This is a genomic window from Streptomyces sp. NPDC093591 (genome assembly GCF_044764885.1).
GTDB lineage: Bacteria > Actinomycetota > Actinomycetes > Streptomycetales > Streptomycetaceae > Streptomyces.
Genome location: NZ_JBIWIY010000010.1, coordinates 232982 through 258450 on the forward strand (window position 1 = coordinate 232982; position 25469 = coordinate 258450).

Consider the following 25469-nt stretch of genomic DNA (forward strand, 5'->3'; position numbering starts at 1 on the left):
TATGTGGTGCTGCTTAGGTTTCCGACATGCGCGTACTGATCGTGGAGGACGAGCCCTACCTGGCCGAAGCCGTCCGTGACGGTCTGCGGCTGGAGGCGATCGCCGCCGACATCGCCGTCGACGGCGGCCGCGCCCTGGAACTGCTGAGCGTCAACTCCTACGACCTCGTGGTCCTCGACCGCGACATCCCCGGCCCCTCCGGCGACGAGGTCGCGCGGCGCATCGTCGCCTCCGGCAGCGGCATCCCGATCCTCATGCTCACCGCCGCCGACCGGATCGACGACAAGGCGTCCGGGTTCGAGCTCGGCGCCGACGACTACCTCACCAAGCCGTTCGAGCTGCGGGAGCTCGTCCTGCGGCTGCGGGCGCTCGACCGAAGGCGCGCGTACGCCCGGCCCCCGGTCCGCGAGATCGCGGGCCTGCGGCTCGACCCGTTCCGCCGCGAGGTCTTCCGCGACGGGCGCTACGTCGCGCTCACCCGCAAGCAGTTCGCCGTGCTCGAAGTCCTCGTCGCCGCCGAGGGCGGGGTCGTCAGCACCGAAGAGCTGCTGGAGCGGGCCTGGGACGAGAACGCCGACCCTTTCACCAACGCCGTGCGCATCACCGTCTCCGCACTGCGCAAACGGCTCGGCGAGCCGTGGGTCATCGCCACGGAGCCGGGTGTCGGCTACCGCATCGACACCGGCACTGAAACTCACCCTCAGCTACGCCGGATTCCTCGCCGTCGCCGGCGCTCTCCTGCTGGCCGTGGTGTGGGGGTTCCTGCTGCGCTATGTACCCGACAACTCCCAGGGCCTTCTCGGGGTCTCCCCCAACCGCTACCTGCTGGTGCGCACCTTCGCCCCCGCCGCGGCCGTGGAGATGGTCTTCCTGCTCGTGTTCGGCCTCGTCGGGGGATGGTTCCTCGCCGGCCGGATGCTCGCACCGCTCACTCGGATCATGGCCGCGGCACGGATGGCCGGGGACGGATCGCTCTCCCACCGGATCCGCATGGAAGGCCGCCAGGACGAGTTCCGTGAACTCGCCGACAGGTTCGACACCATGCTCGAACAACTCGAGTCGCACGTCGCCGAGCAGCGGAGGTTCGCCGCGAACGCCTCCCACGAACTGCGCACCCCGCTGGCCATCTCGCAGACGCTGCTCGATGTCGCCCGCAAGGACCCCACGCGGGGCCGGGGCGAACTCATCGCACGCCTGCAGGCCGTCAACACGCGCGCGATCGACCTCACCGAGGCACTCCTGCTGCTCAGCCGCAGTGACCGCGGGACCTTCACCCGCGAGAGCGTCGACCTCTCCCTCGTCGCCGAAGAGGCAGCCGAAACCCTGCTCCCCCTCGCCGAACAGCGCGGGATCACGCTCGACGTCGGCGGCGGAGCGGCACGGGCCAGCGGCTCCGCGGAGCTCCTGCTGCGGATGGTGACGAACCTCGTCCAGAACGCGGGTCGAGAACACGGGCCATCCGCTCCCTCCGGAACTGGTGCCGACCCTCACCGAACCCTTCCTGCGCGGAACGGAACGCGTACGCACCGACGAGCACGCCGGCGTCGGCCTGGGCCTCGCCATCGTGCACAGCATCGTCCGCGCCCACGACGGCACCCTCGACCTCGTCCCCCGCCCCCGCGGCGGCCTCCTCGTCACGGTCCGGCTTCCCCGCACTCCGTAGGCGTCGTGCCCGTGCGCTGCGAGAGGCTCAGGATCGCCACGCCCAGCGGATCGAGGGTCAGCAGCTCACCCTCCTCGACCCCCTTGCCGGTCAGCAGGTCGGTGGCGGGGGTGTGGGCCGTCAGGTGGGCCGGTTCGGGGGCGTGGTTGAGGAGGAAGAGGAGGCGGGTGCCGTCGGGGGCGATTCGGGTCGCCGTCTCGACGGTCGGCCGGTCGGCGTAGGGGCCGAGCAGGTCGTGGCGGGCGAGGACCATGCGGACGACCTCGGCGACGCCGGGCTGGTCGAGGGCGGTGGCGACGTACCAGCCCTCGCCGCCGCGCTCGCCGAAGCGGTTGCGGGTCACCGCGGGTGTGCCCGCGTAGAAGTCGGCGCCGTACGTGCCGACCGGCTCGGCGCCGCGCAGCAGCACGATCTCGAAGACCAGCCGGGCTTCGCAGGTCAGCTGCCCCAGCTGGACCGGCTGTACGACCTCCGCGGGCCGCGCGTCCCATTCGTCGACGCGGACGCCCATGAGGGGCGCGAGCGGGCCGGGTACGTCGCTGAGGAAGGCCCGGTCGTGTTCGTCGACGCGCCCGGAGAGGAAGGTCGTCAGGACGGTGCCGCCGCGGGTGGCGACGGCCTCCAGGCGGGCGGCAAGGTCGCCCTTGACCATGTGCAGGGCGGGTGCGAGGACCACGTCGTACGCCGTGAGGTCGGCCGTGACCGGGACGACGTCCACGTCCGCGCCGACCTCGCGGGCGGCCCGGTAGTAGGCGTGGACCACCTCCTGGTACTTGACCAGCCGGGAGGGGCCGTCGGAGATCTCCAGGGCCCACCAGCTGTCCCAGTCGAAGAGCAGGGCGGTGCGGGCCGGGGTGCGGGCGCCGAGGGTCGCGTTGCCGAGGGCCGCCAACTCCCGGCCCAGCTCGGCCACTTCACGGAACACCCGCGTGTCGTCGCGGCCCGCGTGGCCGATGACCGCGCCGTGGTACTTCTCGCAGGCGCCGCGGGAGGCGCGCATCTGGAAGTAGAGGGCGGCGTCGGCGCCGTGGGCGACGGCCTGGAAGGTGGCGAGGCGGAGTTCGCCGGGGCGCCGCAGCGGGTTGACGTCACGGCAGGCCGTCGTGGACGGGGTCTGCTCCATCAGCCAGAACGGGGCGCCGTCCTTGAGTCCTCGCATCAGGTCGTGGGCGAGGGCGGGCCAGGTGGGCGGGGCGTCGAGGGGCGGGTAGCTGTCCCAGGAGGCGAAGTCGAGGTGGGGCGCCCAGCGGTGGTAGTCGAGGGGGCGAAACATGCCCATGAAGTTGGTGGTGACGGGCGTGTCCTGGTCGTGGGCGCGGATCACCTCCTTCTCGGCGAGGAAGCAGCCGAGGAGGGCGTCGGTGGTGAAGCGGAAGTAGTCGAGGGTGATGCCCTGGAAGGCGGTGTGGTCGGGGCCGCGCCAGTGCTCGGTGAGGGCGTTCGGCGGCTCGATCTCGGCCCAGTCGGTGTAGTGGTGGGACCAGAAGGCCGTCCACCAGGCGTCGTTGAGGGCGTCGAGGGTGCCGTACTTGTCCCTCAGCCACTCCCGGAACGCCTCGGCGCACAGATCGCAGTAACAGGCGCCGCCGTACTCGTTGTTGATGTGCCAGGCGAGCAGCGCCGGGTGGTCCGCGTAGCGTTCGGCGAGGCGGGACGCCATGGCGGTCGCATGGCTGCGGTACGCCGGTGAGTTGGGGCAGAAGTTGTGGCGCTGGCCGTAGCGGTGGCGGCGGCCCTCGAAGTCGGTGCGGTTGACCTCGGGGTGCCGTTTCGCCAGCCAGGGTGGGAGGGCCGCGGTGCCGGTGGCCAGGCAGACCTGGCGGTGCTCGGCGGCGGCTCGGTCCAGGATGCGGTCGAGGAGCGTGAAGTCGTAGGTGTCGGGGGCCGGTTGGGTGAGCGACCAGGAGAAGACGCCGACGGTGAGGGTGTCGATGCCGGCCTGGGTGAACAGGCGGTGGTCCTCGTCCCACACCGGCTCCGGCCACTGCTCGGGGTTGTAGTCGCCGCCGTACGGGATCCTCGGGGTGCGCGGCGCGGTCATGCGGTGAAGTCCTCCTCGGTCTCGGCGATCACCGGGCGGCTGCCGTGCAGCAGGGAGAGCAGCAGCGGGGCGGCCAGCAGGGCGGGCAGGGCCTCGGTCAGCAGGGCGGTCGACGCGGCCACCAGGACGAGCAGGGAGGCGGCGGCGAGGGTGGCGCGGGCGTGCCGGAAGAGGAAGTACGCGGCGAGGCGGGCGGTGTCGCGGCCCCGGAAGGCGAACAGCGAGGTGAGGACCAGCGCGTGCGCGCCCCACAGCAGCGAGCCGGCGCCGATCGCCCCGAGCAGCACCGCCCACCAGCCGGGCAGGCCGGTGGCGGCGAAGTGGGTGAGGGTGAAGGCGATGACGGTCAGCCAGGCGAGCAGGGGCGCCCAGAGCTTCAGCGCCGGGAGGGCGTTGAGCCGCCAGCCGCGTGCGTAGACGCGGGCCGGGTGCAGGTCGGTGAGGTCGCGGCTGCGGTGGTGCAGGGCGTACAGCGCGGCGGACAGGGCCGGGCCGAGCGGCAGCAGGCATACGGCGGCCAGCGGCAGGTTGGCGGGGTCGGGGCCGAGGAGGAGCAGGCCGGCGAGTCCCGGGGCGGCGGCGAGGAGCAGCAGCGCCTCCACCGTGACGAGGGTGTGGATCAGGCCGGCGGCACGGGAGAGGACTCCGGTGCCGAAGTCGGCCGTACGCACTCCGCTCACCCGTTCTCCTTCTTGTACCGCTCGTACGCCTTGTTGTGCAGGTCGACGAACTGCTGCATGTTCTTGGCCTTCAACTCGGTGACGTACGCGTCCCATTCGGACAGCGGGCGCTTGCCGAGGGCGAACTTGAGGGTGTTCTGGGTGACGTGGTCCCTGAGGGGTGTCTCCCACAGGGAGGCCTGTTCCTGCTCGAAGGACTGCAGCGGGTGGGCGGGGCCGATGGGCGTCTGTTCGCGCTGGGACATGGCGTCCTGGAACTTCTTCTCGTCGGGGCTGAACATGGAGGAGACGAGCTCCCAGCTGCCGCCGTAGGCGAAGACGCCGTTGTAGAAGCCGTAGTCCTTCTGCATGTCCTTCGGGGCGTCCGGGTCGGAGCCCATGAGGCTGATGCCGGGCTTCGGCTTGTACTGGCCGCCGGAGCGGGTGTAGGTGACGCCCTCGACGCCCCACCGGGCGAACCGCTGGCCCTCGTCCGAGTACCACAGCCAGTCCACGAACTGCATCATCGCGACGAAGCTGTCGCTCTTGAGTGCCTTGCTGGAGATCATGAGGCCGTTCTCCAGCCGGAGGCCGCCCAGCACCACCGGGCCGGCCGGCCCGAGCGGCACCGGGATCATCTCGATCTCCGCGCCCTTGACCTGCTTCTCCAGGTTGTACCGGTACTCCTGCACCAGTACCTGCGGGTTGGCGCTGATCGCGAACGACTTCTCGCCCAGCAGTTTCTGCGCGGCCTCGTCGTCGGTCTGGGTGAAGCTCTCCGGGTCCACGAGCTTCTCGGCGACCAGCTTGCGCACGTACTCGATCATCTGCCGGAAGGCGTCTGTCGCTCCGGTGAAGACGTACTTCTGCGCGTCGGCGTCCCAGCTGATGTTGTCGTACGTCCAGCCGGCCCGGACGCCGTACGCCTGGCCGAGGTAGCTGAAGAGGGCGGCGGCCGGGTAGGGCGTGTTCTTGCTCCAGCGGTCGGAGAACGGGTAACGGTCCGGGTACTCCTCCTTGATCGCCTTGAGGACGTCGTACACCTCGTCCCAGGTGCCGGGCCGGTTCAGACCGAGCCGGTCGAGGACGTCCGTGCGCAGCGCCATCGAGTAGCCGGATCTGGGCTTCTCGTGCAGGCCGGGCAGCAGGTACAACTTGCCGTCGGCCTGCCGGAAGGAGTCGATCTCCGGCTCCAGCTTCCAGCGCTTGACCTTGTCCTCGAAGTTCGGCATCAGGTGCAGGTAGTCGCTGACCGGGAGGATCGCGCCCGACGACACGAACGCGACCTCGGAGGGGTGGTACGTCTTGGGGATCAGGAACGGGGCGTCGCCCGAGCCGATGAGGACGCTGCGCTTCTTCTCGTAGTCGACGAGGGGGACGGCGACGGGGTCGAAGGTGACGCCGGTGCGCTTGGTGAGCTCCTTCCAGAACAGCCAGCCGTCCTTCATCGGGTAGACCGGGTTGTTGTTGTGCAGGACGGAGAACGACAGCGGCTTGGTCGCCTTGAACTGCTGGCCGACGCGGTACTCCTTCATCGCGCCGTTCTGTTTCTTCGACAGGTCCTTGGAGTCCCCTCCGTCGTCGCCGCTGCCGCAGCCGGTGAGGCTGGCGAGGCCGATGAACCCGGCGGCGGCAAGTATCTGACGCCGCGACAGCTGTCCTGCGTTGTTCACGGATGACACGGACACTCCTTTGTTAGCCCTTGACGGCGCCGAGCATCACGCCCGAGACGAAGTAGCGCTGGACGAACGGGTAGACACAGAGGATGGGCAGCGAGGTCAGCACGATCGTGACCGCCTGGATGTTCGCCCCCACCTGGCTGAGCTGCGCGTCCGCGGCACCGGCGTTGCCGCCCGTGGTGGCGCCCGAGATGAGGTTGCGCAGGTAGACGGTGACCGGCATGAGCTCGGACTTGTCCAGGTAGAGGAAGGCGCTGAACCAGGAGTTCCAGAAGGACACCGAGTAGAACAGCACCATCGTCGCGACGACCGCCTTGGACAGGGGCAGCACGATCCGCAGCAGGATGCCGTAGGTACTCAGGCCGTCGATCTGCGCGGCCTCCTCCAGTTCGGTCGGCAGGCTCTCGAAGAAGGCCTTCATCACCAGGAGGTTGAACACGCTGATCGCGTTGGGGAGCGCGATGGCCCAGACGCTGTTCTTCAGGCCGAGGCTGGTGACCAGGACGTAGTTGGGGATCAGGCCGCCGGTGAAGAACATGGTGAAGACGGCGAGGCCGACGAGGACGCCGCGTCCCTTGAGGTGCTTCTTCGACAGGACGTAGGCGTAGCAGGTGGTCAGGATCATGGCGACGGTGGTGGCGACCACCGTGTACAGCACGGTGTTGCCGTAGTTCCGCCAGAACATGGAGTCCTGGAACACGATCTTGTACGTGGTGAGGTTGAACCCCTCGGGCCACAGCGTCACTTCGCCGGCCCGGATGTGCCGCTCGGAACTGAAGGAGCGGGCGATGATGTTGGCGAACGGGTACAGGGTGACGAGCACGACCAAGGTGAGGACGACGCCGTTGACGCCCTGGAAGACACGGTAGGAACGGCTCGGCTTCACCACAGGCTCGTCCCCACTGTGCGGCGCGAGAGCTGGTTGGCGGACGTGATCAGCACCAGGCCGATGATCGCCTCGAAGAGCCCGATGGCGGCGGCGTAGCTGAAGCTGTTGGACTCCACGCCCGCGCGGTACAGATACGTCGAGACCACGTCGGCGGTCGGATAGGTCAGCGGGTTGTACAGCAGCAGGACCTTCTCGAAGCCGACCGCCATGAACGTGCCGATGTTGAGGATCAGCAGCGTGATCATGGTCGGGCGGATGCCGGGCAGGGTGACGTGCCAGATCTGCTTCCAGCGGTTGGCGCCGTCGATGCGGGCGGCCTCGTACAGGTCCTCGTCGATGGTGGTGAGCGCGGCGAGGTAGAGGATCGTGCCCCAGCCGGCGGTCTGCCAGATCTCCGAGCCGACGTAGACGGTGCGGAACCACTCGGGTTCCTGCATGAACCGGATCGGGTCGTGCCCGAACCACCCCAGGACGTGGTTGACCGGGCCGTCCGTGGCGAGCATCTGCATGGTGATGCCCGCGACGATCACGATCGACAGGAAGTGCGGCAGATACGACACCGACTGCACGAACCGTTTCAGCGCGCTGCGGCGCACCTCGTTGAGCAGCAGCGCGAGCACGATCGGGATCGGGAAGCAGAAGACGAGCGTGAGTCCGCCGAGCCACAGGGTGTTGCGGAACACCTGCCAGAACGTCGGGTCGTTGAGGAACATCTGGACATAGCGCAGTCCCACCCACTCCTCGCCGAAGATCGACCCGCCCGGCTCGAAGCGCCGGAAGGCGATCACGTTGCCGATCATCGGCAGATAGCGGAAGACCAGGAAGAACAGCAGCGGCAGCACGGCCAGCGAGTACAGCTGCCAGTCCCGGCGCAGCGCCCGCCGCCATCCGGTGCGCGCCGGCCGCCGCCCCCGGCGGGGTGGGGCCTTCGTCGGCGGCGGCCCCTTCGTGCCGGGCGGTGGAGCCGACGTGGTGGAGGTGCTGCTCATGCGGTGGCCTCCCGGTGGCACCGAAAGTTTCGGAGTCGTACCGGCAACTTTGCGGCGAGGTTAGGGGCGGGTGTAATGGCTGTCAATGGGACTGACAGGGAAGGCCAGTTGGGGGGCCGTTACCAGGGCGAGTCAGGGACTACGAAACATTCTGCTGTAGAGGCGCAACAATCGGAGGCCGTCGTTGCCCGCGTTCGATCTGCCGCTCAAGCAACTGGAGCACCACCGCCCGGACCCCCAGGAGCCCGCCGACTTCGACGAGTTCTGGCACGACACCCTCAAGGAGGCCGCGCAGCCGGAGGTGTTGGTGGCGGCGCGACCGGTGGAGACCGGTCTGCGGCTGACCGAGACCTGGGACGTGACGTTCCGGGGGTTCGGCGGCGATCCCGTGCGGGCGTGGTTCAGCAGACCGGCCGGGGTACGCGGCCGGGTGCCCGCCGTCGTCGAGTACGCCGGCTACGGCCGTGGCCGCGGCCTCCCGCACGAGCGGCTGACCTGGGTGAACGCCGGATACGCGCATCTGCTGATGGACAACCGGGGCCAGGGCGACCAGTACGGCAACGGCGGCGCCACCCCGGATCCGCACGCCATGGCGCCGGGCGGCCCGGGCCCGGCCGTGCGCGGCCTGCTGTCCCCACGGGACTACCACTACCGCCGCCTGATCACGGACGCCGTACGTGCGGTCGCGGCACTGCGCGCGCTGCCTGGCGTGGACGCCGCACGCATCGCCGCCGTCGGCAACAGCCAGGGCGGCGGGCTCGCCCTGGCCGTCGCGGGACTCGTCCCCGACCTCGCGGCGGCGCTGGTCACCGCCCCGTTCCTGTGCGGCATCCGGCGCGCACTCGACCTGACCGACGCCTCGCCCTACGGCGAGATCGCCGCGTACCTCTCGGTGCACCGGGGCGCCGAGCGGGCCGCGTACGACACGCTCGCCTACATGGAGGGGATCGCCTTCGCCCGACGGGCCCACGCACCGGCCCACTTCGGGGTGGGCCTGCGCGACACGGTGTGCCCGCCGAGCGGGGCGTACGGCGCGTTCAACCGCTATGCGGAGCTGTCGGGCGCCGATCCGCGCAGGGAGATCCACGCCTATCCGTTCAACGGCCACGAGGGCGGTGACGCGGTGCATGTGCGCCGCCAACTGGACTGGCTGGCGGCCGTGTTGCTCCCCTCGTGAGCCGGACGGACGTCACGCCGGGCCGGCCGACACCTCCACGGAGAGGTCGTTGTCGACCGTGTAGTAGGGGCGCACGGTGGCAGCGCCGACCACGGCGGTCGGATAGACGAAGATCTCCTTGCGGTCCGCCACGTCGTCCAGCAGCCGGCCGATCCGGATCACCGGGGCTCCCGCATCGAGGCCGGGCCGGACGGACAGGTCCCAGACGCCGGTTCCGGCGCCGTGGTCCGGGTCGCGGTCGGTGGCCAACTCCTCGTAGTCCACGGTGAAGGAGAACGCCCGACCGTCGCCCTCGGCCTGCGGCTCCAGCGTCCGTACGACGCCGTCGGTGCCCCGCAGGCGCAGCCGTACGGCGGCGGTCTCGGTGAGCGTGGCGCCGTGCAGCCGGGCCCTGACCGTCATCGACCGGTCCGTGACCTCGATGCCCTCGACCTCCGCGTGGGCGGTGCGCAGCCAGGCCCGCACCGCGAGGTAGCCGTCCTTGGTGGTGTACGGAACCCGCACGGCCACCGGTGACGGCCGGTCACGGGTGTGTCCGTCGACGAGGGCACGCTGGTCACGCAGACCGGGGCGCATGCGCTGCCGTGCGGCTCCCGGCTCGGGGAGCAGGTACACGTCCCACCGGCCGTCGGCGAGTGCGGGCTGTGGCTCCAGGACGGCGCGCAGGCGGCCGGCGTCCAAGGGCTCCGGATCGAGCACCCGCAGGAGCTTCTCGGGCTGCCCCTTCTTGGGGCGCAGCCGCAGCAGCAACTGGGGCGACCCGGGGGCGGTGTTCGCCGGTCGCGGAAGGACGAAGGTGATCCGGCCGTCCGCGTCGGTCGTGCAGTGGACCCGAAGGCTGGTGTCTCCGGTGGTGTCGCGTGTCGTACCCGGCTTCGTGTTCATCGACGTCCCTTCCGTACCGTGCGCAGGGCGCCGGAGGCCACCGCGTACGCGGCGTCGCGTGCGGCGAAGCCCTGGCTGACCAGGGCGCGATGTATTCGGCCGTGTTGCGGTGCGGCCGGTTTCCCGGCCGTGCGGGCCGAGATCGCCTCGTCGATCAGGCGCTCCGCCTGCTCCACGACCGGGGCCGGGGCGAACCGTCGCGCGTTCTCCATCGCCGTACGTCCCATGAGCCGGCGTCGCTCGTCGTCGCGGACCAGGTCCAGCAGCGCGGCGCCCAGCGCGTCCCGGTCCCCGACCGGGACCAGCCGGCCGTCGGCGCCGTCGTCGATGATCTCGCCGGGGCCGTACGGGCAGTCGGTGCTCACCACCGGCAGGCCACAGCGCATCGCCTCGACGATGGTCATGCCGAACGGCTCGAAGTTGGACGCGGCAGCGCCGATCGAGCCCTTGACCCACTCCGCCTCCATGGGGGCGGCCGCGCCCATCAGGAAGACGTTCTCGCTCAGGCCGAGACCGTGGACGAGCTGCCGCAGCCGGGCGTGCTCCTCCCCCTTGCCGTAGATGCGCAGCTGCCAGTCCGGGTGTTCGGCGGCGACCAGGGCGAAGGCCTCGATGAGCAGGTCGTAACGTTTCACCGGGACCAGCCGGCCGGCCGCGACCACCACCTTCGCGGTGCCGTCCGCCGCGGGCAGCACCGGGTCGGGGACGCTGTTCGGGAGCGCCGCCACGCGGACGCCGGGCAGCCGCATCTTGCGCCGGTAGGCGGCGGCGTCCGCCTCGGTGACCGTGGTGAGCACATCGAGCCGGCGGTAGGCCCGGCGCAGTGCGGTGCGCAGCCCGGGCGGATGGTTGTCGAGGGTGAGGTGCTCCTGCCCGACGCGGACGACGCGCTCCGGGGCCTGGAGGGCGAGGTGCACATTGAGGCCCGGCCGGGTGCCGATGACGACGTCGGCGTCGGTCGCCGCCAGACACTCCCCGATCCGCTGGTCGGTCAGCTCGCTGTACTGCTGGTAGCGGTACTCGGCGACGGGAAACACTCTTGCCGGTCTCAGATGCAGCGGATGTTCCTTCTCGTGGCGCAGATCCACCAAGGGCCTCAGCGACACTCTGGGGTCCAGGGTGAAGTTCGGGTGTTCCCGGTGGCGCAGCACGGAGACGATCTCCACCTCGTGCCGCTCGGCCAGCGCCTGGGCCAGATTGAACGTGGTGGTGATCGTGCCTCCGATCCCGTAGGCGTTGTGCAGCAGGAAAGAGATCTTCATGGCGGGCTAGACCTCGCCGAACTCCCCCAGGTTGCCCGCCGTTACCACATTGTTCTCCTGTCCAACACCCCTTCGACGGCCCCCGGCGACGGGCCCGGTGGACGGCGGCTCACCGCCCACCGGGCCCGCCCCGAGCAGCGGTTCAGCCCACCCGGCAGGGCAGGGTCGCCGTACTGTCTCCGCCCGGTCCGGAGACGACGTACCCGAACGTCGTGCTCTGACCAGGACTCAACGATCCGTTCCAGTTGGCGTTGTGGACCATCACGGCCTGACCGTTGTAGGTCGCGTTGCCGCTCCACAGGCTGTCGACCCTCTGGCCGGCGGGGAGCGTCCAGTCCACCATCCAGCCGAGCATCGGGACGTCGCCGGTGTTGGTCACGGTCACCTCGGACTGGTAGCCACCGTTCCAACTGCCGGTCGTACGGCGGGTGGCGGAGCACTCGCCGGGCACCGGGTCGGTCGGGTTGCCGGGCTCCTTGATCCCGGTCACCTCGCCGTTGCCGCCGTCGAAGACGATGTCGGAGCAGGAGTAGAAGGTTTCCTGACTGTCCGAGCGCTGCCAGACCATGTAGATGATGTGGCGGCCCGACTTGTTGTCAGGAAGCTTTCCCGTCCAGGAGTAGTTGGCCTCGACCGTGCCCGGGGAGCCGTTGAGCGGCGGGTGGTCGACCGAGAGGAAGGGCTGCTCCTCCATGTCGTCCCAGGTGAGGGTCTGCTTCGGGTCGAAGCCGTCCTTGGTGATGTAGACGTAGAACCAACCCGGGTGCGCTGCCCAGGCGTTGTAGGAGAAGTCGACCGTCGCACCCGAGGTGAGGTGGGTCAGCGGCCAGTCGTCGCGCGGCGCGTTGAAGCCGGTGAAGTTCGTGTTGCCGCCGCTGCACAGTTCGCCGTCGGGCACGAAGCCACGGGTGCGGCCGGCGCCGTCGGAGCGCAGCACCGAGAACCAGTTGTAGAACGGCGTTGTGCCGCTGACCTGTTGGGCCGCCTTGCAGGCCGGGTTCACCGGCTTGATCTCACCGGTGTCGGTGAGGCCGTCCTGCCAGCACAGGAAGGTACGGCTGCCCGGTTTCATGGGGGTGCCGTGGGCCTCCGCCTCGCCGCCGGCAGTCATGACGAGGGCGACGGCCGGGATGGTCGCGAGCAGGGAGACGAGGACGAGGAACAGGGCTCTGGCGCGGGTGGGGAGAGTTAATCGGCGGGGCGGCGGCGCGGTCGCCCCTGAGTTTGTCAGGATCATGACACTCAGTCCGTTCCTTCAGGCACGGGCCGTGCGGATGCGTGTGTGGGTGTGCGCGTGCGGATGTGCGGATGCACGGGGCGGGAGCGGTTCCGGGGTGGCGGGTTCCGGTCCACCACCCATGGGAGCGCTCCCACCCCGTCTGCTGCGGAAGGTAGCGCCGTGTGGCGCGGATGTAAACGCCTGGCGCACCAGGACCGCACCGGGATGGGTGCGGTCCTCCGGGACCCGTCAGAGGTTCCGGGCGAGCACAGGCCTGGACGGCGCCGAAGCCGGCACGGACGGACCGGACACCGTGTCGAGGAGCGGCGGTTCGGCTCCCACGGGCGGCAGTTCGACGGTGAACTCCGTACGGCCCGGCTCGCTCGCCACGTCGATACGGCCGCCGTGCGCGGAGACGATCGCCGCCACGATGGCGAGACCGAGACCGGATCCGCCGTTGTGCGGGCCGCTGCGCGCCCGGGAGGTGTCGGCGCGGGTGAAGCGGTCGAAGACCTGTGGGAGGAGCCCGGCCGGAATGCCGGGGCCGTCGTCCCGCACCCGGATCACGCAGCGGTCGGGGGCGGCCTCCACGGAAGCGACCACGGTCGTGCCCTCGGGGGTGTGGACCCGGGCGTTGGCCAGCAGGTTGGCCACCACCTGGTGGAGCCGGGCCTCGTCCCCGAGGACCAGCGCCGTGGCGTCCAGGCGGAGTTCGAGCTGCCAGTCGTGCCCGTCCCCGGCGGCCCGCGCGTCCCACACCGCCTCGGCGACCAGGGCCGCCATGTCCACCTCCGTGGACTGCAGCGGGCGCCCCTCGTCCAGCCGGGCCAGCAGGAGCAGGTCCTCGACCAGCCCCGTCATACGGGCCGACTCGGCGGAGACCCGGCGCCAGGCGAGCACCGGCTCGATCCGGTCGGTGCCGCGGTTCATGAGTTCGGCGTAGCCGGCGATCGAGGCGAGCGGGGTGCGCAGTTCGTGGCTGGCGTCGGCGAGGAAGCGGCGCATGCGTTCCTCGGTGCGCTGGCGGGCGGTGAGGGAGGACTCGACGTGGTCGATCATGCGGTTGAGCGCGGCGCCGACCTGGCCGGCCTCGCTGGCGGGGTCGGTGTCCCCGGCCGGGACGCGGGTGAGGCCGGCCACCTCGCCGCGGTCGAGCGGCGCGCGGGAGACCTCGGCGGCGGTGGCGGCGACCCGGCCGAGGGGCCGCAGCTGGCGCCGTATGACGACGGCGCACACGCAGCCCGCGACGGTGAGTCCGGCGCCCGCGACGACCGCCTCCACCACGACCAGGCCGCTGATCATGTCCTGTACGTCGTCCATCGGCAGCCCGGTCAGCACCCGCACGCCGTCGCTGTCGAGCGCGGTGATCCGGTAGGTGCCGAGGCCGGGCACGCTCCGGGTGTGCTTGCGGCCGTCGGCCTCGATGCCGGTGAGGGCCGCGCGCTGGGCGTCGGTGAGGTTCCGCGGGGCCGCGTCCTGGCTGACGACCTCGGCGGAGAGGATGTCGCCGTCGTCGTCGAACCGGGCGGCGAGCATGCCGGCCGGATGCCCGTTCTCGTTGAGGAAGCCCAGGTCGTCCGCGAGCTCCGGGTGGAGCAGGGCCCCGCCCAGGCTGCGTTCGGCGGCGTTGGTGACCCGGTCGTCCAGGTTGCCCAGCAGATAGGCGCGTTGGACGAACACGGTGGTGAGCGCCATAGCGGCGCACACGGCGACGAGGGTCGCGCCGATGAAGAGGAGCAGCCGGGTGCGCATCGAGCGGGTGCGCGGCCTCGGCCACGGCTTGCGGGACGTCACCGTGTTCATCTCCCGTCCTCCACCGGCCTGATGGCGTACCCGAGCCCGCGCACCGTATGGATCATCGGCGCCCGGCCCTTGTCGATCTTGCGCCGCAGGCCGGAGAGGTAGACCTCGACCAGGTTGCCGCCGCCGTCGAAGGAGCTGCTCCAGACGTGGTCGAGGATCTGGGACTTGCTGAGCACGCGCAGCTCCGGGCTCTCGTATCTCAGGCGGCGCAGCACCTGCAGGCCGTCCGGGTCGGGCAGCATCCCGTCGAGCACGACGGCGTGCGGCGGGCAGCCGCGCGCGATCCTCAGCGCGCTCTGTCCGTCGAGTGCCGGGTAGGGCCGCCAGCCCGCCTCCTCGACGGCCCCGGAGAGCACGTCGGTGAGCGCGGGCTCGTCGTCGACGATGAGTACACGGACGCGGCCGTTTCGGAACCCGGTGGTGGCGGTCATGTCCCGATCCTGTCCCCGTCCGCTGAGGGAATCCTGTGTTCCACCTGAGGGTGGGTGATGACCTGGGGTCTTTCCGCGTGGGCACGGCGAAGGGCCGCGCCCCCGGCACCGGGAACGCGGCCCTCAAATGGCCTGCGGGAAGGCTTACTTCCGGATCAGGCTGCGCAGCACGTACTGCATGATGCCGCCGTTGCGGTAGTAGTCGGCCTCACCGGGGGTGTCGATGCGGACGACCGCGTCGAACTCGACGCCCGTGTCGGTGGTGACCTTGACCGTGCTCGGGGTGGTGCCGTTGTTCAGCTCGGTCACGCCCGTGATGGAGAAGGTCTCCTCGCCGGTCAGGCCGAGCGAGTCGGCCGACTGGCCCGCCGGGAACTGCAGCGGCAGGACGCCCATGCCGATGAGGTTCGAGCGGTGGATGCGCTCGTACGACTCGGTGATCACGGCCTTGACGCCGAGCAGCGCGGTGCCCTTCGCGGCCCAGTCGCGGGACGAGCCGGAGCCGTACTCCTTGCCGCCCAGGATGACCAGCGGGGTGCCGGCGGCCTGGTAGTTCTGCGACGCGTCGTAGATGAAGGAGACCGGGCCGCCCTCCTGCGTGAAGTCGCGGGTGTAGCCGCCCTCGGTGCCCGGCGCGATCTGGTTGCGCAGGCGGATGTTGGCGAACGTACCGCGGATCATGACCTCGTGGTTGCCTCGGCGGGAGCCGTAGGAGTTGAAGTCACGACGCTCCACACCGTGCTCGGTGAGGTACTTGCCGGCCGGGGTGTCGGCCTTGATGGCACCGGCGGGCGAGATGTGGTCCGTGGTCACCGAGTCGCCGAGCTTCGCGAGGACACGGGCGCCGGTGATGTCGGAGACCGGGGTGGTCTCCATCGTCATGCCCTCGAAGTACGGGGGCTTGCGGACGTAGGTCGACTCGGCGTCCCACTCGAAGGTGTCGCCGGTCGGGATCGACAGCGCCTGCCACTGGGCGTCACCGGCGAACACGTCCTCGTACGACTTCGAGAACATGTCCTCGCCGATGGCGTTGGCGACGACGTCGTTGACCTCGGCCTCGGAGGGCCAGATGTCCTTCAGGAAGACCGGGTTGCCGTCCTGGTCGGTGCCGAGGGCGTCCTTGGTGATGTCCACCTTCATGGAGCCCGCGATGGCGTAGGCGACGACCAGCGGCGGGGACGCCAGGTAGTTCATCTTGACGTCGGGGTTGATACGGCCCTCGAAGTTCCGGTTGCCGGAGAGGACCGAGGTGACCGCGAGGTCGTGGTCGTTGACGGCCTTGGAGACCTCCTCCGGCAACGGGCCGGAGTTGCCGATGCAGGTGGTGCAGCCGTAGCCGACGAGGTTGAAGCCGACCTTGTCGAGGTACGGGGTGAGGCCCGCCTTGTCGAAGTAGTCGGTGACGACCTTCGAACCCGGGGCGAGGGTGGTCTTGACCCAGGGCTTGCGGGTCAGGCCCTTCTCCACGGCCTTCTTCGCGACCAGCGCGGCGGCGACCATGACGTACGGGTTGGAGGTGTTGGTGCAGGAAGTGATGGCCGCAACCGTCACCGCACCGTGGTCGATCTCGTACGTCGAGCCGTCGGGGGCGGTCACGGTGACCGGGTTGGACGGGGCGCCGTTCGGGGCGACGGCCGGGGCGTCGGAGGCCGGGAAGGACTCCTGGCCCGCCTCGTCCACGGTGTCCACGTAGTTGCGTACGTCCAGCTTGAACTGCTCGGCGGCGTTCGCGAGGACGATGCGGTCCTGCGGACGCTTCGGGCCGGCGATCGACGGGACGACCGTCGACAGGTCGAGCTCCAGCTTCTCGGAGAAGTCCGGCTCGGCCTTCGGGTCCAGCCAGAGGCCCTGCTCCTTGGCGTACGCCTCGACGAGCGCGAGCTGCTGCTCGGAGCGGCCGGTGAGCTTCAGGTACTTGATGGTCTCGTCGTCGATCGGGAAGATCGCGGCGGTGGAGCCGAACTCCGGCGACATGTTGCCGATGGTGGCGCGGTTGGCCAGGGAGGTGGCGGCGACGCCCTCGCCGTAGAACTCGACGAACTTGCCGACGACACCGTGCTTGCGGAGCATCTCGGTGATGGTCAGCACGAGGTCGGTGGCGGTGGTGCCGGTGGGCAGCTCGCCGGTGAGCTTGAAGCCGACGACGCGCGGGATGAGCATCGAGACCGGCTGGCCGAGCATCGCGGCCTCGGCCTCGATACCGCCGACGCCCCAGCCGAGGACGCCGAGCCCGTTGACCATGGTGGTGTGCGAGTCGGTGCCGACGAGGGTGTCGGGGTAGGCCTGGCCGTTGCGGACCATGACCGTGCGCGCCAGGTGCTCGATGTTCACCTGGTGGACGATGCCGGTGCCGGGCGGGACGACCTTGAAGTCGTCGAAGGCGGTCTGGCCCCAGCGCAGGAACTGGTAGCGCTCCTTGTTGCGGCCGTACTCCAGGTCGACGTTCTGCTTGAAGGCGTCGGACGTGCCGAACTTGTCGGCGATGACGGAGTGGTCGATGACCATCTCGGCCGGCGAGAGCGGGTTGACCTTGGCCGGGTCGCCGCCGAGGGCCTTGACGGCCTCACGCATGGTCGCGAGGTCCACCACACAGGGCACGCCGGTGAAGTCCTGCATGATCACGCGGGCCGGCGTGAACTGGATCTCCTGCGACGGCTGGGCCTGGGAGTCCCAGCCGCCGAGGGCGCGGATGTGGTCGGCGGTGATGTTCGCGCCGTCCTCGGTGCGGAGGAGGTTCTCCAGCAGCACCTTCAGGCTGTAGGGGAGGCGCGCGGCGCCCTCGACCTTGTCCAGCCGGAAGATCTCGTACGACTCGTCGCCCACCTGCAGCGTGCTGCGGGCGTCGAAGCTGTTCGCCGACACGACAGTCTCCTTCATTGATGTGCGCGTACTCACCACGATCCTGCCGCCACGGCGTCTTGGCCGATCCGCTAAGGTAAGGCTAAGTTAGGTAACCCTTACCGGGGTGGCGGCTGCGGTGCACCTCGGGCAGATATCTCGATGTCGAGATAACTCTAGTACATGGGGCCGGGATGGTCATGCCCGACCTCCCCCTCGCGCGCGTCAAAGAGGAGCGTCCGGCCCTGTGCGGCGCCCTCCACGGCCGCCATATGAGCCTCGGCCGCCCCGCAGCCTCAGCTGCCAGCCGGGCGGAGAGCGCGTTGCCGACCAGCGCGACGGAGCCCCCATTCCGCAGGTGGTGGCGCCCACCGAGCCGGCGCGACCCGATTCGACCGGCAGCGCGCCTCCAACCCCAGCCGCGATCTCGCCGCCAGACGCGACTTCCGGATCCGCCGGGAGCATGTCCAGCGAGGCCGGACGCGCCAGATCACCCCGCACAGGGCCGCCGCACACGGCCCCGACCACCTCGCGAGACCCCTCCCCATCCCGCCGAAGCCAGGGCTTCAGCACAGCCCTTTGCATGATCATGCGGAATCATGCATACTCTTCCCATGTCCAAGGTCCTCACCTCCCTCCCCACCGGCGAGCGCGTCGGCATCGCCTTCTCGGGCGGTCTCGACACCTCGGTCGCGGTCGCCTGGATGCGCGACAAGGGCGCCGTCCCGTGCACCTACACCGCTGACATCGGCCAGTACGACGAACCCGACATCGCCTCGGTGCCCGGCCGCGCGAAGACCTACGGCGCCGAGGTCGCGCGCCTGGTCGACTGCCGGGCGGCGCTGGTCGAGGAGGGGCTGGCCGCGCTCACCTGCGGGGCGTTCCACATCCGCTCGGGCGGGCGGGCGTATTTCAACACCACGCCGCTCGGCCGCGCCGTCACCGGCACCCTGCTGGTGCGGGCGATGCTCGAGGACGACGTCCAGATCTGGGGCGACGGCTCGACCTTCAAGGGCAACGACATCGAGCGGTTCTACCGGTACGGCCTGCTGGCCAACCCGAACCTGCGGATCTACAAGCCCTGGCTGGACGCGGACTTCGTGACCGAGCTCGGCGGCCGCAAGGAGATGTCGGAGTGGCTGGTCGCCCACGACCTGCCCTACCGGGACTCGACGGAGAAGGCGTACTCCACCGACGCCAACATCTGGGGCGCCACCCACGAGGCCAAGACGCTGGAGCACCTGGACACCGGCATCGAGACCGTCGAGCCGATCATGGGTGTCCGGTTCTGGGACTCGTCGGTCGAGATCGCCGCAGAGGACGTGACGATCGGCTTCGAGCAGGGCCGCCCGGTCACCATCAACGGCAAGGAGTTCGCCTCCCCCGTCGACCTGGTGATGGAGGCCAACGCCATCGGCGGCCGCCACGGCCTGGGCATGTCGGACCAGATCGAGAACCGGATCATCGAGGCCAAGAGCCGCGGCATCTACGAGGCGCCGGGCATGGCCCTGCTGCACGCCGCGTACGAGCGCCTGGTCAACGCGATCCACAACGAGGACACCCTCGCCCAGTACCACAACGAGGGCCGGCGCCTGGGTCGCCTCATGTACGAGGGCCGCTGGCTGGACCCGCAGGCGCTGATGATCCGTGAGTCGCTGCAGCGGTGGGTCGGCGCGGCCGTCACCGGCGAGGTCACCCTGCGCCTGCGGCGCGGCGAGGACTACTCGATCCTCGACACGACGGGTCCGGCGTTCTCGTACCACCCGGACAAGCTCTCCATGGAGCGCACCGAGGACTCGGCGTTCGGCCCGGTGGACCGGATCGGCCAGCTCACCATGCGCAACCTCGACATCGCCGACTCGCGCGCCAAGCTGGAGCAGTACGTCGGCCTCGGCTTGATCGGCACCGGCAGCCCCGCCGTCGGCGCCTCCCAGGCGGCCGCGACCGGGCTGATCGGCACCATGCCGGAGATGCCCCAGGGCGGCGCGGAGGCCATCGCCTCCCGCGGCGAGGTCTCCGAGCAGGACGCCCTGCTGGACCGGGCCGCGATGGAGTCGGGCACGGACTGACGACCGGCCACGACGAGGGTGGGACCACCGAAAGGGCCGGCCCGGCGCGCACAGCGCCGGGCCGGCCCTTTCCGTTCGTTCCCCGCCCGCCCCGGGGCCCGCGCCATTAGGCTCACCGCGTGATCCTCTGGCTGAACGGAACCTTCGGCGCAGGCAAGACGACCACCGCGAACGAGCTGGTCGGTCTCGTCCCGGACGCGACGATCTTCGACGCCGAAACCGTCGGCTACATGCTGAGACATGTCGAGAAGCTCCCCCCGGTCGGCGACTTCCAGGACTGGCCGCCGTGGCGCCATCTCGTGGTGGAGACCGCCGCGCAACTGCTCGGCTACCTCGGTAGCACGCTCGTGGTGCCGCAGACGGTTCTCGTCGAGCGGTACTGGACGGAGATCCGCACCGGCCTGGAGAAGTACGGCATCCCGGTCCACCACTTCGTACTCCACTCGGACCCGGACACGCTCACCGGCCGGATCGAGACGGACAGCGAGACCAACACCCGGTTTCCGCAGGCCCGCCAGTGGCGCCTCGACCATCGCGCCGTCTACCGGGAGGCCCTGCCCTGGCTCACCCGAGAGGCCGAGGTCGTCGACACGTCCCGGCTCTCCCCTCCGCAGGTCGCCCGGCTGGTCGCCGACACCGTTCCCGGCACTGCATCCGAGGCCTCTCCGTGACGAACTGCCATCAGTTCGCCAAGTCGGGGTAACCGGGGAACACGTACCTCGACCTCGGAGGGAGGCGTCCATGCCCCTCACATTCCGCAAGAGCTTCCGGATCCTGCCCGGCGTGCGGCTGAACATCAACCGGCACTCCTGGTCCATCACCACCGGCGGCAGGCACGGCCCGCGGCGCACACACAGCAGTACGGGACGTCGTACGACATCGATGGATTTGCCCGGACCTTTCGGGTGGCGGCGTACCCGTGCCGCCAGGCGACGTTGACGGTCCGTCACTCGAACGGCCCCCCTGGGATGTGCCATCTCATATCTGAGATAACCTCAACCTCATGGCAGACGATTACCTCGTACGCATCGGCAAGCTCATCCGTGACGCCCGGCAACACCGAGGCTGGACACAGGCGCAGCTGGCCGAGGCGCTCGGCACCTCCCAGAGCGCCGTGAATCGCATCGAGCGCGGCAACCAGAACATCAGCCTTGAGATGATCGCCCGAATCGGTGAAGCCCTGGACAGCGAGATCGTGTCCCTGGGTTACGCCGGCCCGATGCATCTGAGGGTCGTCGGCGGACGTCGGCTGTCCGGTTCCATCGACGTCAAGACCAGCAAGAACGCCTGCGTGGCCCTGCTGTGCGCCTCGCTGCTCAACAAGGGGCGCACGGTGCTGCGCCGCGTCGCCCGCATCGAGGAGGTCTACCGCCTCCTGGAGGTCCTCAACTCCATCGGTGTGCGCACCCGTTGGATCAACGACGGCGTCGACCTGGAACTCGTGCCGCCGGCCGAGCTGAACATGGCGGCGATCGACGCCGAGGCCGCCGTACGCACACGGTCCATCATCATGTTCCTCGGCCCGCTGCTGCACCGTATGACCCATTTCAAGCTGCCGTACGCCGGCGGCTGCGACCTCGGTACGCGGACCATCGAGCCGCACATGATCGCGCTGCGCCGGTTCGGTCTGGACGTGGCGGCGACCGAGGGTCAGTACCACGCCATGGTCGACCGTGACGTACGCCCCGACCGCCCGATCGTGCTGACCGAGCGCGGCGACACCGTGACCGAGAACGCGCTGCTGGCCGCCGCGCGGCACGACGGCGTGACGGTCATCCGCAACGCGTCCTCCAACTACATGGTCCAGGACCTCTGCTTCTTCCTGGAGGCGCTCGGCGTCCGGGTCGAGGGCATCGGCACCACCACGCTCACCGTGCACGGCGTGCCGAACATCGACGTGGACGTGGACTACTCGCCGTCCGAGGACCCGGTCGAGGCGATGAGCCTGCTGGCCGCCGCCGTGGTCACCGAGTCGGAGCTGACGGTGTGCCGGGTGCCGATCGAGTTCCTGGAGATCGAGCTGGCGGTCCTCGAGGAGATGGGGCTCGACCACGACCGTACGCCCGAGTACTTCGCGGACAACGGCCGTACGCGACTGGTGGACCTCACCGTACGGCCCTCCAAGCTGGAGGCGCCGATCGACAAGATCCACCCGATGCCGTTCCCCGGCCTGAACATCGACAACGTCCCCTTCTTCGCGGCCATCGCCGCGGCCGCGCAGGGCAAGACGCTGATCCACGACTGGGTCTACGACAACCGCGCGATCTATCTGACCGACCTCAACCGCCTCGGCGGCAGGCTGCAGTTGCTGGACCCGCACCGCGTCCTGGTCGAGGGCCCCACCCGCTGGCGCGCCGCCGAGATGATGTGCCCGCCTGCACTGCGGCCGGCCGTGGTCGTCCTGCTGGCGATGATGGCGGCGGAGGGCACGTCCGTGCTGCGCAACGTGTATGTCATCAACCGCGGTTACGAGGACCTCGCGGAGCGGCTGAACTCCATCGGGGCGCAGATCGAGACCTTCCGGGACATCTGATGTGCGGATGCCGCCGCACCCTGTCTGACCTGCACGAATGAGGGTCAATAAGGGCTGCGGCGGCACCTCTGGGACTTCTCTGGGACTTTGGCCCTGGACCGGCTTCCGCCGGCCGTCCGGGCTACGCGAAGACCGCGTCGATGGCGGCGCTGCCGCGTGCACCCGCGCGGGGCAGGAAGTGCGCGTACTTCCGGAGCGTGAACCCGGGGTCGGAGTGGCCGAGCCATCGGGCCAGGGACACGATCGACTCGCCGGCCTCCAGTTGCTCGGAGGCGTAAAAGTGGCGCAGGGCATGGTAGCCGTGCTCTCGGGACGGCTCCCATACTCGCGCCCCGTCCGGGGCACTCTCCTCCAACGTGGCGATCACGCCGGCCCCGGCCAGGGCGGGCTTCCAGACGTAGGAGTTGAAGTAGTTCCGGTTGATCGCCTTTCGCTCGCGGCCGGTCACCAGGAGGTTGTAGGTCCTCGGCCTTCTGTGCTTCGCCTCTACCGGCGTCTCTGCCGGGCGCGGGTCGTCCCAAGCCATCGTGACGGGCACAGGTGCGAAGAGCTCCATGTGCTGCCGCAGGGCTTTGGCCACGCTGGGGGGCAGGGGCACATCACGGACCTTGCGGCCCTTGGGAAGCGCGAAGCACAGCTTCGTCCGCACCATCTTGACCTGGCGCCGGACATGGACTACTTCCGCCTCGAAGTCGATGTCCTCCGCAGCCAGACCGAACGCCTCTCCTTGGCGGAGGCCAAGGCCGGCACCGATCTCGACGAGGACCCGGTAGCGCTCGGACAGAGCCGCGCGTACCGCCAGGACCCGCTCGGGCGGCCACGCCTCAACCCGACCCGGTGCAGCAGCAGGAGGGCGGACCGTACTCGCGCGGCACGGGTTGCGTGCAAGTCGACGGTCTTCGACGGCAGCCTGCAGTACGCCGGACAGCGTCGCCCAGACAAGTCGGATCGAAGTAGGGCCGAGGTCCTTCTCCAGCCGCTTCTTCCAGCTTCGCAGCGCTTCGGTGCCGACGCTGTTGAGCGGCAGCGCGCCGAGGTGCGGGACGATGTGCCGACGCACCCGCTGCTCGATGCGTTCGAGGGTGGACGGGTCGCCACTCTGGGTGGGCCACCAGTGGGTCTCGATGTAGTCCTTGAGGGAGATGGCTCCATCACGTGGATCGACGAACTCGCCTCGTCGTGCGTCGGTCTGGGCCTGGGCGAGCCAGGTCTTGGCGTCCTGGAGGGCGTCGAAGGAACGGTCCTTGACGCCGGGGATGCCCTTGACTCGGTAGCGGGTGCACTTGCCGTACATGGCGGTGCGCTCGCGCTTGCCGGTCTTCGGATTGGGGCGCTTCTTCAGCCATCGGTCTTCTATGTAGCCGGCCAGGTGGAGCTCCTTTTCGAAGGGGATGAAGACGGCGCTCTACGGCGCTCGGCGCGTCAGGCGCCCAACAAGCGGGCGGACCGCTCCTGAGGAGGGACGTTGAGTGGGTCGAGGGCCTGGTTGGAGCGGGAGTCGGCCCTCGGGGAGTATCCGAACGGAAAATAGCGGTAGGCGTCAGGTCATGGATCCCGGCCGAAGACCCTGCGCCACTTCGACGCCTGATCGTCAGCTGGGGCGTTTGGCCATGACGACGAGACCGGGCCCGCTGTAGTCCGTCGGGGGCAGCCGCAATTCGGCGACCGGGTTCAGGCCGGCCTGCTCGATCAGGTTGACGAGTTGTTCCGGCCGCCACTTGTGGGTCGTCCAGTGGACGGGTACGCCTCCGTAAGCCTCGGTGCGCACCGCGTCCTCGTCGCCGACGTGTGTTCCGGTGATGAAGTGTCCGCCTGGCTTCAACGCGCGCGCGAACAGGGCGAGGACCTGGGGAAGGACGTCACGGGGGAGGTTGAACAGCGACCACCACCCGAGCACGCCGCCCAGGGACGCTTCACCGAGGTCGAGTTCGGTGGCGGAAGCGACAGCGAAGCGGCACTCCGGATGAAGTCGGCGCGCGTTCTCGATCATGCGAGGAGAGAGATCCACCCCGGACACGTCGAGTCCGCGTTCAGCAAGGTAGGCGGTCACCGTTCCGGGCCCGCAGCCGACATCGAGGACAGGCCCGAGCCCGCGCACGGTGTCAGCGAAGGCGTCGATCGACGCCTTGAGCCACGGATCCCTGCGGATGTCGCCGACTCCCGTCGTCACGACCATGTGGGCATAGTTGTCGGCCACCCGGTCGTAGGACTCACGTACGACGTCGAGATCGGCCGGGCGGTCAATAGGGTGTGCGCGCATCAGCCAACCATAGGACCGCACGGAGGACTTGGGGCTGGTGAAGCGGTTAACACCAAGCCGTTCTTCACGGCCCGGCTGACCTCATGAGGGCGTTCACGCGGTTCTCGTACTCACGGCGGGCCTTGCGCTGTGCCGGTATCACCGGGACACCCTGGGCGCCGTCGAGCGGTTGACAGCGGGCGAGGAGCTGGCCGTGGACCGCGGGCGCGGCGCTGACGCGCAGGGTGTAGCCCTGGCCGCGCCGTACGGTGACGCCATGGTCGAGCGCGGCGCGCTCGGCGGGCTCCAGCTCGGTCGTGCGGAGGAATTCGGCGATCTTGCCCGGCATGTCGAGGGTGACCGGCACCTCTGAGGCCGGGGCGTCATGCTGGGTGGGTGTGCGGTGCTCGGGCAGGAGGTCGGCGACGGCGGTGCGGATGGCGCCACGACTGACGCCGTGTTCGCGGGCCAAGGCGGCGATGGACCGGCCGCTCAGGTACGCCGTGCGGACAGCATCAGTCTTCCCAGGCGCGATGGCAGGGCGGCGGCCGCCCCTGATCCCCTTGGCCTCGGCGGCCCGCAGCCCGTCGTAGGTCAGCTCACGTTGGAGGTCGCGCTGGAGTTCGCCGGCGGCAGCGAGGGTCTGCACCATGAACTTCACCGTGGACAGTAGCTCTCCGGTGCGCGGGTGGCGGGCGGTGAGGTCCATCGCGGAGAACGCGCCGTCGTGGATACGCAGGGCGAGGCGGTCGCGGTGGAGGACGTCGAGCACGTCGAGGATGTGCTGGGTGCCGCGCACGAGGCGGAACATCTCCGAGATGTGCACGGTGTCGCCCGGCCGGGCGTAGGTAAGCAGCTCGCTGAACTTCGGCCGCTGGAGCGGGTGGAGACGGCTGGAGGTGCCCGCGTCCTCCTCGAAGACGACCGGGTCCTCGATCCCGGCCTCGGTCAGGACGAGGTTCTGCCGGGCGGTCGACTGCTGGTCGGTCGAGACCCGCTTGTAGATCAGATTCGCCACCGGGGCCCCTTCCGCGCGGAGGATCAGAACCTATCTGTCCTCAATCCCTGTCATCAATCGCCATCGGATCTGATT

General features: G+C 69.7%; 19 protein-coding genes and 2 pseudogenes. 7 read left to right on the forward strand and 14 right to left on the reverse strand.

Annotated elements, in window-relative coordinates; translation table 11 throughout:
• Positions 1-26: 26 nt before the first annotated feature.
• Both ACIREI_RS22760 and ACIREI_RS22765 read left to right on the forward strand, forming a co-directional pair.
• Positions 27-683 (forward strand): annotated as a pseudogene (locus tag ACIREI_RS22760) (response regulator transcription factor); the annotation flags it as partial.
• Positions 661-1663: pseudogene (locus tag ACIREI_RS22765) on the forward strand (sensor histidine kinase). The pseudogenes ACIREI_RS22760 and ACIREI_RS22765, both read left to right, overlap by 23 nt.
• Here the strand turns inward: ACIREI_RS22765 and ACIREI_RS22770 are convergent.
• Genes ACIREI_RS22770 through ACIREI_RS22790 form a run of 5 tightly spaced genes read right to left on the reverse strand, consistent with a single transcriptional unit; the run spans position 1635 to position 7920 of the window.
• Positions 1635-3704: a beta-galactosidase gene (locus ACIREI_RS22770; protein WP_403335618.1), complete on the reverse strand. Its 2070-nt coding sequence runs from the start codon at positions 3702-3704 to the stop codon at positions 1635-1637. The pseudogene ACIREI_RS22765 and the gene ACIREI_RS22770 sit on opposite strands and share 29 nt — an antisense overlap.
• Positions 3701-4384, reverse strand: a complete 684-nt coding sequence (locus ACIREI_RS22775) for a hypothetical protein (protein WP_403335621.1) — start codon at positions 4382-4384, stop codon at positions 3701-3703. Before ACIREI_RS22775 ends, ACIREI_RS22770 begins: the two co-directional genes overlap by 4 nt.
• On the reverse strand, positions 4381-6036 hold the full coding sequence (locus ACIREI_RS22780; protein ID WP_403335624.1) for an extracellular solute-binding protein: 1656 nt from the start codon (positions 6034-6036) through the stop codon (positions 4381-4383). Before ACIREI_RS22780 ends, ACIREI_RS22775 begins: the two co-directional genes overlap by 4 nt.
• A 22-nt stretch (positions 6037-6058) precedes the next feature.
• Positions 6059-6931 carry a carbohydrate ABC transporter permease gene (locus tag ACIREI_RS22785; protein WP_403335627.1) on the reverse strand — a complete coding sequence of 291 codons (873 nt, stop codon included), beginning with the start codon at positions 6929-6931 and terminating at the stop codon, positions 6059-6061.
• Complete coding sequence (locus ACIREI_RS22790; RefSeq protein WP_403335630.1) at positions 6925-7920, reverse strand: ABC transporter permease; 996 nt, start codon at positions 7918-7920, stop codon at positions 6925-6927. The genes ACIREI_RS22785 and ACIREI_RS22790 overlap by 7 nt, the downstream gene beginning before the upstream one ends.
• A gap of 184 nt (positions 7921-8104) precedes the next feature.
• Between ACIREI_RS22790 and ACIREI_RS22795 the strand changes: the two genes are divergently transcribed.
• Complete coding sequence (locus ACIREI_RS22795) at positions 8105-9097, forward strand: acetylxylan esterase (protein ID WP_403335633.1); 993 nt, start codon at positions 8105-8107, stop codon at positions 9095-9097.
• Positions 9098-9109: 12 nt separating this feature from the next.
• On the opposite strand, the gene ACIREI_RS22800 is transcribed toward ACIREI_RS22795, so the two are convergent.
• The 6 genes from ACIREI_RS22800 to acnA form a co-directional block, all read right to left on the reverse strand.
• On the reverse strand, positions 9110-9982 hold the full coding sequence (locus ACIREI_RS22800) for a transferase (protein ID WP_403335636.1): 873 nt from the start codon (positions 9980-9982) through the stop codon (positions 9110-9112).
• Positions 9979-11244 (reverse strand): glycosyltransferase family 4 protein, encoded by a 1266-nt coding sequence (locus ACIREI_RS22805; protein ID WP_403335638.1) that lies wholly within the window; start codon positions 11242-11244, stop codon positions 9979-9981. Before ACIREI_RS22805 ends, ACIREI_RS22800 begins: the two co-directional genes overlap by 4 nt.
• Positions 11245-11386: 142 nt before the next feature.
• Positions 11387-12481, reverse strand: coding sequence for a lytic polysaccharide monooxygenase (locus tag ACIREI_RS22810; RefSeq protein ID WP_403335641.1), 1095 nt, complete (start codon positions 12479-12481; stop codon positions 11387-11389).
• Between the two features lie 231 nt (positions 12482-12712).
• Positions 12713-14266, reverse strand: coding sequence for a sensor histidine kinase (locus ACIREI_RS22815; RefSeq protein WP_403335644.1), 1554 nt, complete (start codon positions 14264-14266; stop codon positions 12713-12715).
• Positions 14263-14697: a DNA-binding response regulator gene (locus ACIREI_RS22820; RefSeq protein WP_403335646.1), complete on the reverse strand. Its 435-nt coding sequence runs from the start codon at positions 14695-14697 to the stop codon at positions 14263-14265. The genes ACIREI_RS22815 and ACIREI_RS22820 overlap by 4 nt, the downstream gene beginning before the upstream one ends.
• A gap of 144 nt (positions 14698-14841) precedes the next feature.
• Entirely contained in the window at positions 14842-17559 is a 2718-nt protein-coding gene (gene acnA / locus ACIREI_RS22825) for an aconitate hydratase AcnA (RefSeq protein ID WP_403335649.1), read from the reverse strand.
• A gap of 590 nt (positions 17560-18149) precedes the next feature.
• Between acnA and argG the strand changes: the two genes are divergently transcribed.
• From argG to ACIREI_RS22845, 4 genes are all read left to right on the forward strand, one after another.
• Positions 18150-19604, forward strand: a complete 1455-nt coding sequence (gene argG / locus ACIREI_RS22830; protein ID WP_403335652.1) for an argininosuccinate synthase — start codon at positions 18150-18152, stop codon at positions 19602-19604.
• 119 nt (positions 19605-19723) lie between these two features.
• Positions 19724-20275 carry an AAA family ATPase gene (locus ACIREI_RS22835; protein ID WP_403335654.1) on the forward strand — a complete coding sequence of 184 codons (552 nt, stop codon included), beginning with the start codon at positions 19724-19726 and terminating at the stop codon, positions 20273-20275.
• A 70-nt stretch (positions 20276-20345) separates the two neighbouring features.
• Positions 20346-20543: a DUF4236 domain-containing protein gene (locus tag ACIREI_RS22840; protein WP_369173088.1), complete on the forward strand. Its 198-nt coding sequence runs from the start codon at positions 20346-20348 to the stop codon at positions 20541-20543.
• A 64-nt stretch (positions 20544-20607) separates the two neighbouring features.
• Positions 20608-22137 (forward strand): helix-turn-helix domain-containing protein, encoded by a 1530-nt coding sequence (locus ACIREI_RS22845; RefSeq protein ID WP_403335657.1) that lies wholly within the window; start codon positions 20608-20610, stop codon positions 22135-22137.
• Positions 22138-22258: 121 nt separating this feature from the next.
• Here the strand turns inward: ACIREI_RS22845 and ACIREI_RS22850 are convergent, their stop codons facing one another.
• The 3 genes from ACIREI_RS22850 to ACIREI_RS22860 all read right to left on the reverse strand — a co-directional run bounded on the left by ACIREI_RS22850 (position 22259) and on the right by ACIREI_RS22860 (position 25394).
• A complete protein-coding gene (locus ACIREI_RS22850; protein ID WP_403335660.1) occupies positions 22259-23431 on the reverse strand; it encodes a tyrosine-type recombinase/integrase in 1173 nt (390 codons plus the stop codon).
• Between the two features lie 297 nt (positions 23432-23728).
• Positions 23729-24397, reverse strand: a complete 669-nt coding sequence (locus ACIREI_RS22855; protein ID WP_403335663.1) for a class I SAM-dependent methyltransferase — start codon at positions 24395-24397, stop codon at positions 23729-23731.
• Positions 24398-24461: 64 nt separating this feature from the next.
• Positions 24462-25394, reverse strand: a complete 933-nt coding sequence (locus tag ACIREI_RS22860; RefSeq protein WP_403335665.1) for a recombinase family protein — start codon at positions 25392-25394, stop codon at positions 24462-24464.
• Positions 25395-25469 lie beyond the last annotated feature (75 nt).

What these genes read in the sequence shown, in the direction of transcription:
- ACIREI_RS22770 (WP_403335618.1), bottom strand. Translation starts at nt 3,704, where the DNA reads ATGACCGCGCCGCGCACCCCGAGGATCCCGTACGGCGGCGACTACAAC.
- ACIREI_RS22790 (WP_403335630.1), bottom strand. Translation starts at nt 7,920, where the DNA reads ATGAGCAGCACCTCCACCACGTCGGCTCCACCGCCCGGCACGAAGGGG.
- ACIREI_RS22800 (WP_403335636.1), bottom strand. Translation starts at nt 9,982, where the DNA reads ATGAACACGAAGCCGGGTACGACACGCGACACCACCGGAGACACCAGC.
- ACIREI_RS22805 (WP_403335638.1), bottom strand. Translation starts at nt 11,244, where the DNA reads ATGAAGATCTCTTTCCTGCTGCACAACGCCTACGGGATCGGAGGCACG.
- ACIREI_RS22810 (WP_403335641.1), bottom strand. Translation starts at nt 12,481, where the DNA reads ATGATCCTGACAAACTCAGGGGCGACCGCGCCGCCGCCCCGCCGATTA.
- ACIREI_RS22815 (WP_403335644.1), bottom strand. Translation starts at nt 14,266, where the DNA reads ATGAACACGGTGACGTCCCGCAAGCCGTGGCCGAGGCCGCGCACCCGC.
- ACIREI_RS22820 (WP_403335646.1), bottom strand. Translation starts at nt 14,697, where the DNA reads ATGACCGCCACCACCGGGTTCCGAAACGGCCGCGTCCGTGTACTCATC.
- argG (WP_403335652.1), top strand. Translation starts at nt 18,150, where the DNA reads ATGTCCAAGGTCCTCACCTCCCTCCCCACCGGCGAGCGCGTCGGCATC.
- ACIREI_RS22840 (WP_369173088.1), top strand. Translation starts at nt 20,346, where the DNA reads ATGCCCCTCACATTCCGCAAGAGCTTCCGGATCCTGCCCGGCGTGCGG.
- ACIREI_RS22845 (WP_403335657.1), top strand. Translation starts at nt 20,608, where the DNA reads ATGGCAGACGATTACCTCGTACGCATCGGCAAGCTCATCCGTGACGCC.
- ACIREI_RS22850 (WP_403335660.1), bottom strand. Translation starts at nt 23,431, where the DNA reads ATGTACGGCAAGTGCACCCGCTACCGAGTCAAGGGCATCCCCGGCGTC.
- ACIREI_RS22855 (WP_403335663.1), bottom strand. Translation starts at nt 24,397, where the DNA reads ATGCGCGCACACCCTATTGACCGCCCGGCCGATCTCGACGTCGTACGT.